This is a genomic window from Lutibacter oricola (genome assembly GCF_900106565.1).
In the GTDB taxonomy this organism is placed as follows: Bacteria; Bacteroidota; Bacteroidia; order Flavobacteriales; family Flavobacteriaceae; genus Lutibacter; species Lutibacter oricola.
In genome coordinates this window covers 1-17,252 of sequence record NZ_FNNJ01000001.1, presented here as the reverse complement: position 1 = coordinate 17,252, position 17,252 = coordinate 1, and the positions used below count along the sequence as shown (strand labels likewise).

7 protein-coding genes are annotated in these 17,252 nt (G+C 29.9%); all 7 read left to right on the top strand.

Annotated elements, in window-relative coordinates; translation table 11 throughout:
- Positions 1-7: 7 nt before the first annotated feature.
- The gene (locus BLU40_RS00035; protein WP_090118447.1) at positions 8-1,339 is read left to right on the top strand and encodes a sensor histidine kinase; all 1,332 of its coding nucleotides are present in this window, start codon (positions 8-10) and stop codon (positions 1,337-1,339) included.
- A 303-nt stretch (positions 1,340-1,642) separates the two neighbouring features.
- Positions 1,643-3,970: a type IX secretion system anionic LPS delivery protein PorZ gene (porZ, locus tag BLU40_RS00030; RefSeq protein WP_090118445.1), complete on the top strand. Its 2,328-nt coding sequence runs from the start codon at positions 1,643-1,645 to the stop codon at positions 3,968-3,970.
- Between the two features lies 1 nt (position 3,971).
- A complete protein-coding gene (gene recO / locus BLU40_RS00025) occupies positions 3,972-4,688 on the top strand; it encodes a DNA repair protein RecO (RefSeq protein ID WP_090120251.1) in 717 nt (238 codons plus the stop codon).
- 3 nt (positions 4,689-4,691) lie between these two features.
- Complete coding sequence (locus BLU40_RS00020) at positions 4,692-7,139, top strand: TonB-dependent receptor plug domain-containing protein (protein ID WP_090118444.1); 2,448 nt, start codon at positions 4,692-4,694, stop codon at positions 7,137-7,139.
- Positions 7,140-7,377: 238 nt separating this feature from the next.
- Positions 7,378-11,688, top strand: a complete 4,311-nt coding sequence (locus BLU40_RS00015; protein WP_090118442.1) for a LamG-like jellyroll fold domain-containing protein — start codon at positions 7,378-7,380, stop codon at positions 11,686-11,688.
- A gap of 393 nt (positions 11,689-12,081) precedes the next feature.
- Positions 12,082-13,014, top strand: a complete 933-nt coding sequence (locus BLU40_RS00010; RefSeq protein WP_090118440.1) for a T9SS type A sorting domain-containing protein — start codon at positions 12,082-12,084, stop codon at positions 13,012-13,014.
- A 267-nt stretch (positions 13,015-13,281) separates the two neighbouring features.
- Positions 13,282-17,252 (top strand): M14 family zinc carboxypeptidase (locus tag BLU40_RS00005; protein ID WP_090118438.1); only part of this gene is annotated, 3,971 nt, incomplete at its 3' end.

Here is a 17,252-nt window from a genome sequence, read left to right as displayed (position 1 = left end):
ATAAAAAATGTTTTTAGATTTTCATTCTGAATTTTATTCATGGATTAGAGGAGGGCTTTTTGTCATGTTCCTTTATCACTTCATCATCTTTTTTCAGAATAGAAGTAAACTTTACTTGTTTTATAGCTTATACTTACTGTGTTTAACAATTTATTTAACGCAAGATGTAGTTGCAGAAAGTTTTAGTGAAATTTATTTGTATCTTAACTTTTCTGTTCAATTTTTAGCCTATGCTGCTTATATTGCTTTTGCTAGAGAACTTATAGATTCTAGGCATCATTTAATAAAATGGGATAGATATTTTCAGTTAGCTATTAACATACTGATACTATTAGCTCCGCTATTTATTATAATTGAATTTATTTTTGGTTATAGCTTTCAACAAAAAATATTTATTGTTATAGCGCCATTTTTAACATTGTTTTCGTTTATTTCATTTTATGTTATTTTTAAAACAATTAAAGATGTTTTTTCATTTTATTTTATAATAGGATCCGTTATATACGTGCTATTTGCAAATATTGGTTTTGTTCAATTGTATTTTGGTAATGGGTTTTTATTAGAAAATGAAATTCAGCCTATGTTTTTTATTTATTTAGGTGCATTTATACAAGCAATTATTTTTTCTATTATAATTGGTTTCATTATTAAACGAATTAGTGAAAAAAGTAAGAATGCTGAAGTTAGGTTAGCTGTAAAATTAAAAGAAATGGAAGAGTTAAAAATGACAGCTCTTCAAAGTCAAATGAATCCTCATTTTCTTTTTAATTCATTAAATTCAATAAATAATTTTGTAATAAAGAGTGAAGTAGAAAAGGCATCGGACTATATTACAAAGTTTTCTAAGTTAATTAGAGTAATACTTAATAGCTCTTCGAGTCCAACATCTACACTATCAGAAGAGTTGACTATTTTAGCTTTATATGTTAAGTTAGAGCAAATGAGAGTAAGTGGTGGATTTGATTATATTGTAAATGTAGATGATAATTTAGCTTTACATGAAATAAAAGTTCCACCTTTATTTATACAACCTTTTATAGAGAATTCTATTTGGCATGGGATAATGAAGAAAACAGGATACAAAAAAATTGAATTAAATATTAAGGAAAGAGATAATCAGGTTTTTTGTGTTGTTACTGATAATGGGATTGGTATTAATAAAGCTACAGAACTTTCTCATTTGTCGCAAAGAAAGAAGTTTTTTGGAGCAAAAGCAACCGAAAACAGGATTAGAATTCTGTATCAAAATAAAAATGTAAATATCAAAACTGTAGATATTTCCGACGGTGAAAATACAGGTACAAGTGTAATTATTAGCTTTCCGCTACTTAAAAAGTAGTATTTATTACACTATAAAAATACCGTTTATTAGGTAAAACGCACCATTTGTTTAGTTTTAGCCTTTATTTGCTTATTGAACTTAGAATTAACAAGAATCTACCCTATATTTGTAATGTATTAATGTCAAGAGGGGTTTTGGCACAGTACACTAAAACATTAAATAAGTCTTTGGGGTTGATTTATTTATTCCTTGAACATTGTTAAAACGTATAGCAATGTTCGAGGTTTTTTTTTGGAATAAACTTTTCTGTCAAATAAATTCTATTTAGTTCCAATTTTAATAGATATATTTGAATTATATATGAAAAATACTATTAAAATTTTCTTATTTCTTTTTGTAAGTTATTCTTGGGCGCAAGTAGATTATTCTAATAATTGGGAGGATTTTTACTCATATAACAATGTAAAAGATTTTGTTAAAGTGGGTGATGTTGTTTATGCTATAACAGATAATGCCGTATTTAAATACAATCAAATTAATAATGAAGTAACCAAACTTTCGTCTGTAAATGGTCTATCTGGCGAGGTAACTTCGAGTATACATTATAGTAGTAATTTTAAAAGTATTTTTATTGGGTATAATACAGGTTTATTGGAAGTTGTAGATGAAGAAAATAATATTCACATAGCTAAAGATATTGTTAGTTTTAATTATTCAGGCAATAAAAGTATCAATTCAATTACCGAGTATAATAATAAACTGTATTTAGCAACTCCATTTGCCATTGTAGTTTACGATGGTGAAAGTTTACAATTTGGAGACACCTATTTTATTGGAAATCAGTCAACAGAAGTTTTTATAAATGATATTGCAGTTTATAATGATGTAATTTATGCCGCAACAGAAAATGGTATATATTCTGCGAATGTTTCTAATCCTAATTTAATTGATTTTAACAATTGGGAACATTATTCTAGTGGTAATTTTACTTCTGTAGAATTGTTTAAAAATATAGTTTACACTTCAAAAAATAAAAATTTATACAAATTTGAAAATGGTAGTTTAACAGTTATTAAATCAGAATCTAGTGATATTGTAGATTTAAAATCTTCAATTGATTTTTTAGCAATTTCAAAACTTAGAAATATAACGGTTATTAACTCTTCTCATGTTGAGATTTATAATTATACCAGTAGCTCAACTTCTGAGTATTATTTTAATTTAAATACGGCGCTGTTAGAAAATGATGTTATTTTTTTAGGTACTAAAGAGTTTGGTATTTTAAAAGCTGAACTTGCAGATGGTACAAATTTTCATGAAATTCATCCTGAAGGACCTTCATCAAATGAATTATTTAATATTGAAGTTAAAGATAATAATTTGTGGGTGTTGTATGGTGCTTTTGACCCTTTTTATGGGCCAAAAAATGTAAAAAAAGGAATTGATCATTTTAACAATTCAAATTGGCAGCACATTCCATATAAAGATTTTGGCGTTAAAAATTTGGTAAGTTTAACTTTTGATTATTCCAATTCAAATAAAGTATATATTAGTTCTTGGGGGGCAAGTACACCTTCAGATATTTTAAATACAGGAGGGGTGTTAGTTGTTGAAAATGATGAAATTAGCGATTTTTGGAACTATACTAATAGTGGTTTAGAAAAAATATTTTTACCGCAATATCCAAATTACCATACAACAAGAATTAATGGCTCTGCCTTCGATAATAACGGTAATTTATGGATAACAAATGGAGGAGTTTCTAATGCTTTAAAAAAGTATGATACCCAAGGTAATTGGTCTGGCATTGATATGAGTACTGTATATGTTTCAAACTCTGGGTTAAGTGAGGTTGATGTAGATAAAACAAACTCAATTTGGATTGGTACACATAAGGATGGTGTTTTAGTCTATAATGAGGAAGGAAATAGAACAGCTGCACTTGTTGTTGAAGATACTAAAGGGGCTTTACCAGATTTAAATGTTAGATCTATTAAAGTTGATGCCAGTAATAGAGTTTGGATTGGTACAGTTAAAGGTTTAGTTGTTTATTACAATGCTTCAAATGTTTTTAATGAAACTATTTTGAACGCTGAACCAGTTATAATTTTAGATAATGATTTACCGCAAAGATTATTGGGTGAACAACGAATAAATTCAATAGGTATTGATGGGGCAGATAATAAATGGTTTGGAACTTCAACAAGTGGTGTTATGCAAACTAATCCTAATGGATCGAATATTTTACAACAATTTAATAAAAATAACTCTCCACTTCCGTCCAATAAAATTTTAAAAGTTTCAGTTGATAAAAGTACTGGTAAAGTATATTTCGGTACAGATAACGGTATAGTTGCTTATAACAGTAATGTATCAACTTATAGCGATAGTATGCCGGAGGTGTATGCATACCCTAACCCTTCAACAAAAACGAATGATTTTATTACTATAGATGGAAGAAATGGGAGTCATTTACCAAAAGGGACAAACGTTAAAATTGTAGATGCAGCAGGAAATTTAGTGTATGAAACAAACATAAAAGAAGGTCAAGAATTATTTGGAGGTAAGGTGGTTTGGAACAAAACTAATTTGGCTGGTCGTAAGGTTGCTTCTGGTGTTTATATTGTGTTGTTAAGTGCTAATGAGGCTTCGGAAACAGCAGTAGCTAAAATTGCAATTATTAATTAAAATGTTACAAACCACAAAAGCAATTGTTTTAAATTCGATAAAATATGGCGAAACTAGTTTAATTTCTACTTGTTATACCGAAAATTATGGAGTGAAAACTTATATGATTAAAGGTGTTTTAAAGTCTAGAAAAGGAAAGTTTAAAGCAGCCTATTTTCAACCTTTAACTCAGTTAAACCTTGAAGCAAACCATAATACAAAGGGAGCTTTAAACTCTATAAGAGAACTACAGGTTTCTACTTTTTACACTTCAATATATACAGATATTAAAAAGCAAAGTATAGCTTTGTTTTTAGCAGAAATTCTTTTTTATTCAATAAAAGAAGAAGAGGAAAATAAAAGTTTATTTAAGTATTTAGAAACTTCGTTTATGTGGTTAGATACTCATAATAATATTGCTAATTTTCATTTACTTTTTTTATTAAATTTGACAAAATTTTTAGGTTTTTATCCTGAGGTTTCAAGTGGAGAGAAAATGTATTTTGATTTGACTGAAGGTAGGTTTACAAGCACACGAAATTATAATTGTGTGTATGGAGGTAAATTAACCTTGTTTAAAAAGGTGTTAGGCACAAATTTTGATGCAATTCACAAAGTCGATTTAAATGCCGCCGAAAGACAAGAAATACTATTAATATTAATTAAATATTTTGAATTGCATTTAAGCGGATTCAAAAAACCAAAATCATTAGAGGTATTAAAATCTATTTTTAATTAAAAAATGAAACTTAATTTTACATTACTTATACTGCTAATAACAGTTACATTTCAGGCTCAAAATATAAGGGTGTTAGAATATGGAACCGATTTTCCTGTTGAAAATGTTACTATTTATAACGATTCTAATACAAGCATAGTGTATACAGATAAAAATGGAATTGCAGACTTGTCTTCGTTTAAGGATAATGATATTGTTTCGTTTCAACATATTTCATTTATAGAGTACGAAATTTTAAAAAAAGAACTTTCAGTAGTAGAATTTGTTATTTATTTATCGAAAAAGGCACAATTACTAGATGAAATTGTATTGTCAGCTTCAAAAGGAAGTGAAAAAAGAAGTAGAATTGCTGAACAAGTGGCAATAGTATTTAACGATGATATAAAGAAAATAGCTCCACAAACTTCAGCAGATTTACTGGCAGCTATGCCTGGTGTAAAAGTTCAAAAATCGCAATTTGGTGGTGGAAGTCCTGTTTTAAGAGGAATGGAAGCTAATAGAGTATTATTGGTAGTTGATGGTGTAAGAATGAATAATGCAATTTATAGAATGGGACATTTGCAAAATTCTATTACTGTTTCGCCAAATATAATTGATAGAACAGAAGTTATTTTTGGTCCATCTTCAGTAATTTACGGTTCTGATGCGTTAGGTGGTGTAATTCATTATTATACAAAAACTCCCAAGGTTAGTGATAATAAACAAATTAATTCTTCTGTATTTACAAGATATAGTAGTGTAAATAATGAATTTACTTCCGAAGGAAATATTGAATTTAGAAATAAAAAGTGGGCTTCATTTACAAGTGTTTCTCACAGTAAATTTGGTGATTTAAAAATGGGTAAAAATCGTAACCACGGTTATAATGATTGGGGTAAGGTTTTGGAATATTCAAATAACTCTAATAATTTTTATAATGCAACATCTGTTTTGAATAGTAATTCAAATATTCAAAAAAATACAGGTTACTCTCAATTTGATGTTTTGCAAAAATTAGCAATACCACTAACAGACAAAACAAATATTTTGTTTAATGTTCAATATTCAAGATCTTCTAATATTGATAGGTTCGATAAGTTATCTGAATATTCTGACGGAACGTTAAAATGGGCAGAATGGCATTATGGACCTCAAAAAAGATTACTAATTTCTTCGCAACTTAGTTTCGATCCAAATAAAAAATGGCTTAAAAATGGGGTTGTTACGGCTGCATATCAAAAAATTAATGAATCACGAGTTCAACGAAAGTTTTCAAGTATAGACCGTTCGTATAGAAAAGAAGATTTGAATGTTTTTAGTTTAAATGGAGATTTTTATGTTCCCTTAACAAAAACAAGAATTTTGTCATACGGTATTGAAGCCACACATAATGACGTGGAATCTAACTCTTATGGAAAAACTTTAGATATTTATAATAATACTATTGTTGGGTTTTTAGACGATTTTAAAGTGCAATCTCGTTATCCAGACGGAGGTAGTACTTATTCGAGTTTAGCAGGTTATATTAATTACAGACAAGATATTAATTCTAAATCTACTTTAAATACTGGAGTTAGACTTATAAATACTTATTTAAGTGCTAAGTGGTTAGATGATACTTTTATTACATTACCAGATTTTGATATTTCTTCGAACAATAAGGCTGTAACTGCAACAATAGGTTATGCATATAAACCAACAAAAGATTGGCAGTTGAACACCGTTATTTCTTCAGGATTTAGATCTCCAAATATTGATGATATTGGTAAAATTCGTGAAAAATCAGGGAAAGTAACTGTTCCAAATATATACTTAAAACCAGAATTTGCATACAATTTCGAAACAGGAGTTTTAAAGTATTTTAATGAAAAAAGGTTTCAGGTTGGTTTAAATGTTTACTACACTTTGTTAGATAATTATATAACAAGAGATTTTTTTGAAGTAAATAATTCTTCTACAATTCTTTATGATGGGGAAATTGGAGATGTTGTTGCCAATGTTAATAAAGATAACGCATATATTGCTGGAGGAACTTTTTCGTTTAAAGGAGATTTAACAAGTGTATTATACTCTAAAGGTTCATTAACCTATACAGAGGGAGAAACTTACGATACAAAGCTTCCAATGTCTTCAATTCCGCCTCTTTTTGGAATGGTTGAATTAGGTTTTGAAAAAGAAAGATTACAGGCATCAGTTAATTGGAGATTTAATTCAAAGAAAAAATATTCAAAGTACAATTTAATTGAAGGAATAGATAATATTGAACAAAGCCCTTACGATTCTAATTTAGCATCTTATGTTGGTACACCAGCTTGGAATACATTAAATGTTGCGGCAAAATATAAGTTTAATAATAGCATTACTGTTTTTGCAAATTTAGATAACCTTTTTGATGTACATTATAAAGAATTTGCTTCTTCAATAAGTGCCCCAGGTAGAAATATTTCTGTCTCAATTTCTGCTAAAATTTAATAAACTCGCTGATAATTAGTTGAGTAATGTTTTTTTTTGTACTTTAGTACTTCTAAAACCCTACAATATGAAATTACAACTGCACTATTATTTACAGAAACCCGATTAGAAATAGTATTTGTTTCTTTTTTACTGAAATTATTTAATTTCTTAGCTCTTTATTTCTGTTAAATTCAACAGGAAATATTTTAATATAAATTTTTAACAGTTTTTAAATAACATTATAAACCCCTATGTTATGAAAAAAGCAATTTTCACCTTAAGCTTTATTTTTAGTTTAGTTTTTACAACTAACTCCCAAACTATTATACACAGTGCAAGTTTTGAATCAAGTTTAGATAGTTGGACTCAAAACTCTGGAGATGATTTTGACTGGATAAGGCAAAGTGGAGTTACAACTTTATTTGAAACACAACCAATTGGAGTGTCATCTATTAGTAGTTATATAAATGCAGAAATGTCTACTCCTAGAATAAAAGATGATATTTGGAAAAAATCTAATAAATTTAATGGAAGTGATGATACCGGTGAAGAGAATTTTTTTGATAGTGATGGTGATGGTATTTTAGATAATATTGATATTGATGATGATAACGATGGTATTAGAGATGAATACGAAGAAACTTCTTGTAATATATCAAATGTATCAACTAAAACTAATTATAAGTTTTTGAATGAAACTTTTGGAGCAGGATATAATAGAGTAGAAATAAATGCTTCCTATCCTGATGCGACAACTACATATTGTTACGAAGACGGATTTAACGGTTGTTTTGGTGGAGATGATTTAAATGATGGAGAATATACCGTGTATTATAAAGTGGCAGATGGAGATGGAAATGATGATACCCCTAATGGAGAAGTAGGTAGTTGGGCAGATTTATATTGGTATACCGGTGAAGATCATACTTCTGGAGATGCTAATGGTAGAATGGCAATGTTTAATGCTTCATATGATCCAGGATTATTTTACTCGGCAGCTATAAAAGGAGCCTTACCAAATGTACCTGTAACTTATAGTTTTTGGGTAATAAATTTAGATACTGAAGATGCTCCAAATATAGGAAGTAGATTGCGTCCAGATATTTTAGTAGAATTTAAAGATGTAAACGACAATGTTTTAGCATCAATTTCTACAGGAGATATTCCTCCTTCAATTAATGGTGATCCGGAAGCAAGTTGGCATCAGTTTACTGCAGATTTATTGCTGAATGTAGACGAATTTTATGTGTATTTTTATAATAATGAAACTGGAGGTTTAGGAAATGACTTAGCTTTAGATGATATAGTAATTTCACAAACCTTATGCGATATGGATTCGGATGGTGTTGCAGATGTTTTTGATTTAGATAGTGATAATGATGGTATTCCAGATGTTGTTGAGTGCGGGCTTGGGAGTTTAAGTGGTGGTACGGCCAAAATTCCTTTCGATAGTTCTTGGGTTGATGCTAATGGAAATGGAATGCATGATAGTGCAGAAGCTAATACACCACTTGATTCTGATGGTGATGGAATTCCAAATCATATGGATTTAGACAGTGATAATGATACAGTTTTTGATGTTAATGAATCTGGTGCTGTTAATTTATCAGGTGCAAATTATGTGAATGGAGATGGTGATATAAATGGAAATGGTGTAGGTAATGGACCAGATACGGATTCGTTTAGAGAAACTGATGTAGATTCAGATGGAGTTTTAGAATATTTTACAGATGGAATTTTAGATATTTACGATTATTTTAATGGAACTACTTTCGAATTAAGCTATGGAAATGATGGCCAAGGATTAACAGGAGTGGGTTGGTCTTATTATGTTATAGACAGTGATAATGATGGTGTACCTGATTATTTAGATAGTACTTCAGATGGCTCTACATTTGATATTTCTCACACTTTATATGCAAGTTTAGATACAAATAATAATGGTGAAATTGGAGGGTTAAACTATTCTGTAGATATTGATGGGGATGGAATTTTAGATTTATTTGATTCCGATACTAATGTCTTTGGTTCTCCAAGAGATTTAGATAGAAAATTACATTTGTATTTTGATGGTCGTAATGATTACGCAGAAGATGATGCTTCAATTTTAAGTGGGTTGGGAGAAGCAACCATAATGGGATGGATTAAAATTAATCCTACAGCTACAGGGGTTCAAAGAATTTTAGGACAAAACGAGTTTTATATTCAGCTAAACTCAAATAAAAGTATTACAAGTTATGCTAATGGAAGTACACTTAATAGTGTAGTATTAAATACGAATCAGTGGATTCACATTGCGGCAACTTATAGCAGTTCAAATGAAATTTTTAAATTATTTGTAAACGGAGCAGAAGTAAATAAAGAAACTATTTCAGGAGGTTTAGGTATAGATACAGCAAATTTTACAATTGGAAGACGTCCAAATACGCATAGTAATTATTACCATGGATATATAGATGAAGTTAGGGTTTTTGATAAGGCTTTATCAAATAATGAGCTTCAAAAAATGGTTTATCAAGAAATTGAATCTAATGGAGGTAACGTTAGAGGAGTAGTTATTCCAAGAGATGTTACAGATTATGTAGAGATTCCTTCTCCATCAGTAACAGTATTGCCATGGGCAAACTTAAAAAGGTATTATAGAATGGATACCTACAAAGATGATATTATTGATGATTTATCCACAAACACTATAGATGTAGGAACTGGAGCTAGAATATACAATGTAAAAATTATTGATGTACAATCAGCACCATTACCATTTGTTACTCAATTGGATAATACTACATTGCCAAATGCTGTTGATATCCCAACAGATGGAGTATTGGGTACTGATGTCACAACTTATGATTGGTCTATTGTTAAAATTGAACATAATAATATTTCTTATAACAATTATCAAAAGCATTTAGGATTATTTGTTAATTCTATAGATGCAAGTTCAAATTCAATAGAGTATAGTATCCAAAATAACTCAGAATTAAATATTAGTTGGTATTTAGAACTCAACGGAATTATTGATTTAGAAGGAGAATCTCAATTAATTCAAGGAGGAGAAAGTATTTTAGCTGTAAATAGTATAGGATATATAGAAAGAGACCAGCAAGGAATTGGAAATAAATATAGATATAACGATTGGGCTTCACCTGTAATACTTATTGGAACAGGATATAATAATACAACACCATACTCCATTGCTGATGTTTTACGAGATGGAACGGATGCCGAAAACCCATTGGAGATTTCTTTTGTTTCGGGTTATGATGGCTCAATTGGAGTACCTATTGAAGTAAGTGAATATTGGTTGTATAAATACGCTAATTCACCCGAAGGAGATTATAATTCTTGGCAACATATTGGTAGTACGGGTAGTCTTTTACCTGGTGAAGGTTTTTTAATGAAAGGTACTGGAGAACCAGGTGCGTTAGATCAAAATTATGTTTTTATTGGTAAGCCAAATAATGGAGATGTTACCTTAACCGTTTCGGGAACTAATGATTATTTAGTGGGAAACCCATATCCTTCAGCACTTGATGTAAAGAAATTTATAGATGATAATGGACCATCAGGAACTGCGTCCATAACTGGGACAGTTTATTTTTGGGAGCATTATGGTGGAGATTCACATATTTTATCTCAATATCAAGCAGGATATGCAACTTCAAATTATTTGGTAAATCTGCCAGCTACATCACATCCAGATGTTAGTAACTTAGGTTCTCCAGCAAAACTTCAAACACATAACATAGCTGTTGGACAAGGTTTTTTTGTGCAGGGTGATGCTGATGGAGGAGTAATAACATTTAAAAATAGTCAACGTGTTTTTGAAACTGAAAGCTCTGGAAATTCTGTATTTATGAGAAATTCAACAATTAGTAATAGTAATGAAGAAATATTCCCATTATATAGATTAGGGTTTGATGGAGACAAAATAGATCATAGGCAAATAGCTCTAGCTGTTTATGAAGAAGCAACAGACAATTATGATTATGGATACGATTCAGAAATTTACGAGATTTACGAAGATGATATGTATTTCCTAATTGGAGAAAAAAAATGTGTTATTCAATCAATTAATCAAATTGAAGTAAATAAAGAAATCCCTATTGGAGTTATTTCTTCTGGAGGGTTAATTTCTATAGGTATAGATGAAATTCAAAATGTTGATGAAAATTTAAGTATATTTTTAAAAGATCTTGAAACTGAGTTATATTATGATATTACATTATCTAATTATGAAACAACATTACCTATTGGTGAATATAATGATAAGTATGTTGTTATGTTTAAAAATCAAGAATCTCTTCAGGTCAATAAACAGATATTAGATACCAAGTTAACAACTTATTATAACAATGAGGATAAGGAAATAATTATTCAAAATGAAAGTAATTTAAATATTGATAAAGTTGTAATGTATAACATATTAGGCCAGATTGTAAAGCAATGGAGCTTAGAAAGTAGTGAAACTGAAATTAATTTGAAAATTGCTAAAAGTAGTGGAGTTTACATTGTACAGGTATATTCAGAAGAAAATAAAAGTTCAAAAAAAATATTGGTTAATTAGTAATTAATTTTAGGTTTTAAGTGTTTAAAAAAGGTCTTAATTAAGTTTAAATAAAACTAATTTTAAGGTCTTTTTTGTTTTTATCTTTTTTAATTTAAAAAAAGAGTAGTATATCTTGTATATATATTAAAAACAACTACTTTAAGTGTCGTTTTTTTAAATAAAATATATTTTTATTAGCAATTTTTAAATATAATATATTTTGTAAATATGATAATATTTTCTAGGTTATAACATATAATTTATGTAAATTTATACTATAAAAATCCCTATAATATGAAAACAAATATACACTACAAATTTACAAGTCCTTAGAGCTTACAATTAGAAGCTATTTAAGGCAAAACAAACAAAACTTTTTAAAAAATAAATAACATTTAAAACCCCTATGTTATGAGAAATGCAATAATAATATTGCTAATAGCTTGTTGTACCCTATCTACAAGTTACGCAACTACATTAATTAAAGAATCTAAAAACTTAAAAGCAACTACATATTCCGATGAAAGACCAAAATTTAGAATTGGGTTTGATGCCCCACAAATTGACCATCGACAATTATTGTTAACTATTGACCCTAATACAACAGATGGTGTTGACTATGGTTATGATGCTGAAATGTATCAGATGATTGAAGATGATATGTATTGGTTATTAGATAGTAATAAATATGTTATCCAGGCAACTAATGAAGTTATTATTGATAAAGAAATTCCCTTAGGAATAATTATGTCTGCATCTGGAAATATTGAAATTAAAGTTGATGAATTGGAAAATCCAATGAGCGATCTAGTAGTTTATTTAAAGGATTTAGAGTTGAATAAATTTTATAATATCCAAGATAGTGTTTTTAGAACAATACTTCCACAAGGAGAGCATCATTCAAAATTTGTAATAACGTTTAAAAGTGTTGACTATATAAATGAAACTCCTACAGTAGAAGAACCTATAGAAGATGATACTATAGTAGAAGACGAAACAGAAAGTGAAGATGGTACCAACGATATAATAGGTGAGCCTATTATTGTACCTGTTGATAGTGTTTCGGTACCAGAAGTAGTAGCAGATAACTGTAGTAATATTAAAAAAAGAAAACTTCAAGTTTTTTATAATAAAAGATCAGCTTCAATTGTAATAAAAAATAAGTGTGAAGTAGATGTAAAAAAAGTAACATTATTTAATAGACGTGGTCGAAGAATAAAAGTTTGGAAAAGAGAATTTAATCGTAAAAGAATTAGTTTACCAATAGTTGTAAAAAAAGGAATGTATTTTATTCATGTAAAAACAAACGAAACAGTGTTGAGAAAAAGATTACTAATTAAATAATATTTAAAATTTCATTGGGCAAGACCTTATGGTGATTTGTTTAAATAACTAGCTGTAAGGTCATTACCCCAAATAATAATTAAAAAAATTAAGGCTTATATAAATAAAAAGAGAAAAACATACAGGTAATTATAGAATTCTATTATTCTAAAGAGGGATTAAGTTTATCATTTCTTTAAGGATTTAATTAACAATGCAGTAAATTTTGTTAATAACTTCCTTTTTGTATATTTGTAATAATTAAACTTAATTAACCCCCATGCCCCAATGAAAACAAAACTACTCTCGTTTGTTTTACTTATTTGTGTATTTTTTACTTATTCGCAAGAACAAATTAATCCTTTTTCAGGTAAAAGAATCCAAATTAAGAATCCTTCACATGCTGATTTACATAAAATAAAAGAATTAGGAGTAGACCTATCTTGTGGGGCTGTGTTTGATAATAATGGACTAATTCTTGAATTAAATTATTCTCAAATCAATGAATTAGATAAAAATAATATTAAGTATATTACCCTTATAAATGATATATTATCTTATTATTCTGAAAAAAATAAAAGAGAGTTACCAATTGCAAAAGCTCAGTTAGAGTTAAAAAAAAGGAATAGAATTGTAGCTAAATCAAGTAAAATTAAAAGTGAGAGTGTAAATAATTTTATACAGTATGAAGGATGTTCAGAAATTGATTGGGCAATTCCAACTAATTTTAATTTAGGAAGTATGGGTGGTTGTCTAACATATTCTGAAATGTTGGCAGAGCTAGATGAGATGAGAAGTAAATACCCAGATTTAATTTCTGTTAGAACAGATGCATCACCATCAAATCAAAAAACACATGGTAATTCTTATACTTATGGAGGGAATTACGATTCTTGGGCAGGGCAGCCAATATATTACGTTAGAATTTCTGATAATCCTGATACTGATGAAGTAAATGAACCGGAGTCTTTATATTCAGGAATGACACATTCACGTGAAGTAAGTAGTATGATGAATCTTATATATTATATGTGGTACCTATTAGAAAATTATAATACGGATGCAGGTATAAAAAATTTGGTTGATAATCATGAAATGTATTTTATTCCAGTAGCTAATCCTGATGGGTTAATGTGGAATGAGCAAATTGCCCCTGGAGGAGGAGGACTGCAACGTAAAAATTTGGGACCTTATAATACAGGGAATAATTCTAGCAGAGGTGTAGATTTAAATAGGAATTATGATTATTTCTGGGGGGGCAGCTCAATATATGGAGGTTCATCCGGAACTCAAAGTAGTGAAACATATAGAGGTCCAAGTGCTTTTTCTGAGCCAGAGACTCAGATAGTTAGAGATTTTTCTGCAGTTAGGAGTTTTAAAACTGCTATGAACCATCATGCAAGTTCAAACTTAATTCCTCATGCTTATAATGGATACCCAGGAGCTCCGTCTTCAGGACGTGAAAGTGAATATCATAAATTTTGTCATGATATGACTCGCTATAATAGATATATTTATGGTGAAGCGCCAGATGTATTAACTATTGCAAATGGAGATATGAGTGATTGGATGCTTGGTGGAGCAAAGGACATAAATAATTCAAATGGATCTGGTCAAGGAATTCTTGCTTTAGCCCCTGAGAATGGCTCATGGGTTACTTCTGATGGAGAAGGAGGATTTTGGCCTAGTTCTACAAAAATATATGAGATAGCTCAGAGAGCTATGCGTATGAACTTTATGAATGTTTACTATAGCGGTAAATTTGCTCAGTTTCATGATTTGAATTCAGCGGATATAAATGCTATATCAGGAAACCTTGAATTTGGAATTGAGTATTTAGGTCAGACATTGGGAAATATAACATTAAATGTTATACCTGTTTCATCTAACATTGTTTCAATGAATTCTCCACCTATGCAAACAAATTGGAATAAATTAGAACAGAGAACATTAAGTGTTCCATATACTTTAGATTCAAACATACAACCAAACGACCCAATAGAATTTCAAATTAGTTTAAGTAATAATGATGGGTATTTAATGTATCAGGCAAATATTATTAAATATTACATGCCTACTACTTTGCTTTCAGATAGTTCAGACATCTCTAATTGGACCTCTTCAGGAGGTAGTTGGGGCGTTACTTCGGATGCTTATTCAGGTTCTACAGCAATTACAGATTCTCCTTCAGGACCATACTCTAATAATGTTAGAAAAAGTTTAAAAAACAATACTCTTGTAGATCTGTCAAACTCAAATGAGGCTATAGTTCAGTTTTATGCAAAATGGGATTTAGAACGAAATTTCGATTATGTTCAGTTTCAGGGCTCTACAGATGGAGGAAGTAATTGGGTTTCATTATGTGGAACATATACAAAACCTGCCTCTAGTTATTCTACAAATAGATACAGTAGTAGTAATAGTAGTAATACTAGCACGGGGAAAAGTAGCTCAGATCAGAATAATCAACCTACGGGAGAATCTATTTATGATGGTGATACAATGGATAAATGGGTTTTAGAAGAGTTTATTATTGATGGAGCAAATAATAGTTTTTTATTAGGTGAGAATAATGTTCAATTTCGATTTTTATTTGATTCTGATAATTCAAATAGAGCTGATGGATACCCGACCACTTTTGATGGTTTTACTTTCGACGACTTTAAAATAATAAAAGTACAAGAGCCTTGCGTATTAAGTGTGCCAGTTAACTTAACTGCTTCAAGTGTGCAATCTACAAGCGCAAAAGTAAGTTGGGATAAAGTTACTTCAGCTACGTATGATTTAAGATATAGGGAAGTAGGAACAACTACTTGGACTGATGTTTTAGATATAACTTCATTGACATCTAATTTAACGGGTTTATCTGTTTCAACCGAATATGAAGTACAAGTAAGAGCCAAATGTGATACGAATAATTCTAGTTACAGTTCATTAATGAATTTTACAACTTTAGCTGTTGAATATTGTGATGTCACTTCTAATAATTCTTATGAATTTAATATAACTAATGTAACCTTTAATACAATCAACCATTCTGATACTTTGAAAGATAGCGGATATGAAGATTTTTCTGCAATCTCTACTGAAGTAAAAAGAAATGAAGAGCACCAATTAAGTGTTAGTGCTAGTACCTATGCGGATTCATTTTATGGAGCTGTATACACGGTACATGTTTTTGCTTGGATTGATTTTAATGGTGATGGTGATTTTGACGATAGTAATGAAGAATATGACTTAGGTTCTGTATATAATAGTCAAAGCGGAAAAATAACCAGTGTAACACCAACAATTACAATACCGAGTAATGCTGTGTACGGGGCTACTAAAATGAGGGTAATTGCTAAGTATAATTCAGATCCGATAAGTTGTGATAGTAATTTTTTAGGTGAAGTTGAAGATTACACTATAAATATTATTTCAAATTTAACTACTTATTATGCAGATACAGATGGTGATGGTTACGGAAATCCATTGGTTAGTCAAGATGCTACAACGCAACCAACTGGTTATGTTGTAGATAATACAGATTGCGATGACACTGATGAGGATATTCATCCAAATACTATTTGGTATTTAGATGCTGATGGAGATAATTATGCTGTTTCAACAGTAACACAGTGTACAAATCCAGGAGCTGGATATACTAATACAGTGTTACCAGTAACAGATTGTAACGATTCAGATGCAACATTAAATCCTGATACGATATGGTATTTAGATTTTGATAATGATTTATATGCGAAATTACAAACTACTAGTTGTAGTTCACCAGGAATTGGTTATACAAGAGATGTTTTACCTTTAGGAGATTGTAATGATAGTGATGAAGACATTAACCCTAATACCACTTGGTATTTAGATGCTGATGGAGATAATTATGCAGTTTCAACTACAATTCAATGTTCTAATCCAGGAGCAGGTTATACAACAACGGTATTACCAATAACAGATTGTGATGATAACGATGCAAATGAATTCCCAGGACAGACTTGGTATGCAGGTGTAGATAATGACGGAGACGGATTCTTTGGTTCAATTACAACTACAACAGCTTGTGAGCAACCAACAGGATATTCATTAGTAGCACCAGCAGCAGATGATTGTGATGATAACGATGCAAATGAATTCCCAGGACAAACTTGGTATGCAGGTGTAGATAATGACGGAGACGGATTCTTTGGTTCAATTACAACTACAACAGCTTGTGAGCAACCAACAGGATATTTATTAGTAGCACCAGCAACAGATGATTGTGA

Bases quoted from the DNA above. Each gene is read 5' to 3' on its own strand.
- BLU40_RS00035 (WP_090118447.1), top strand. From the start codon at position 8: ATGTTTTTAGATTTTCATTCTGAATTTTATTCATGGATTAGAGGAGGG.
- porZ (WP_090118445.1), top strand. From the start codon at position 1,643: ATGAAAAATACTATTAAAATTTTCTTATTTCTTTTTGTAAGTTATTCT.
- recO (WP_090120251.1), top strand. From the start codon at position 3,972: ATGTTACAAACCACAAAAGCAATTGTTTTAAATTCGATAAAATATGGC.
- BLU40_RS00020 (WP_090118444.1), top strand. From the start codon at position 4,692: ATGAAACTTAATTTTACATTACTTATACTGCTAATAACAGTTACATTT.
- BLU40_RS00015 (WP_090118442.1), top strand. From the start codon at position 7,378: ATGAAAAAAGCAATTTTCACCTTAAGCTTTATTTTTAGTTTAGTTTTT.
- BLU40_RS00010 (WP_090118440.1), top strand. From the start codon at position 12,082: ATGAGAAATGCAATAATAATATTGCTAATAGCTTGTTGTACCCTATCT.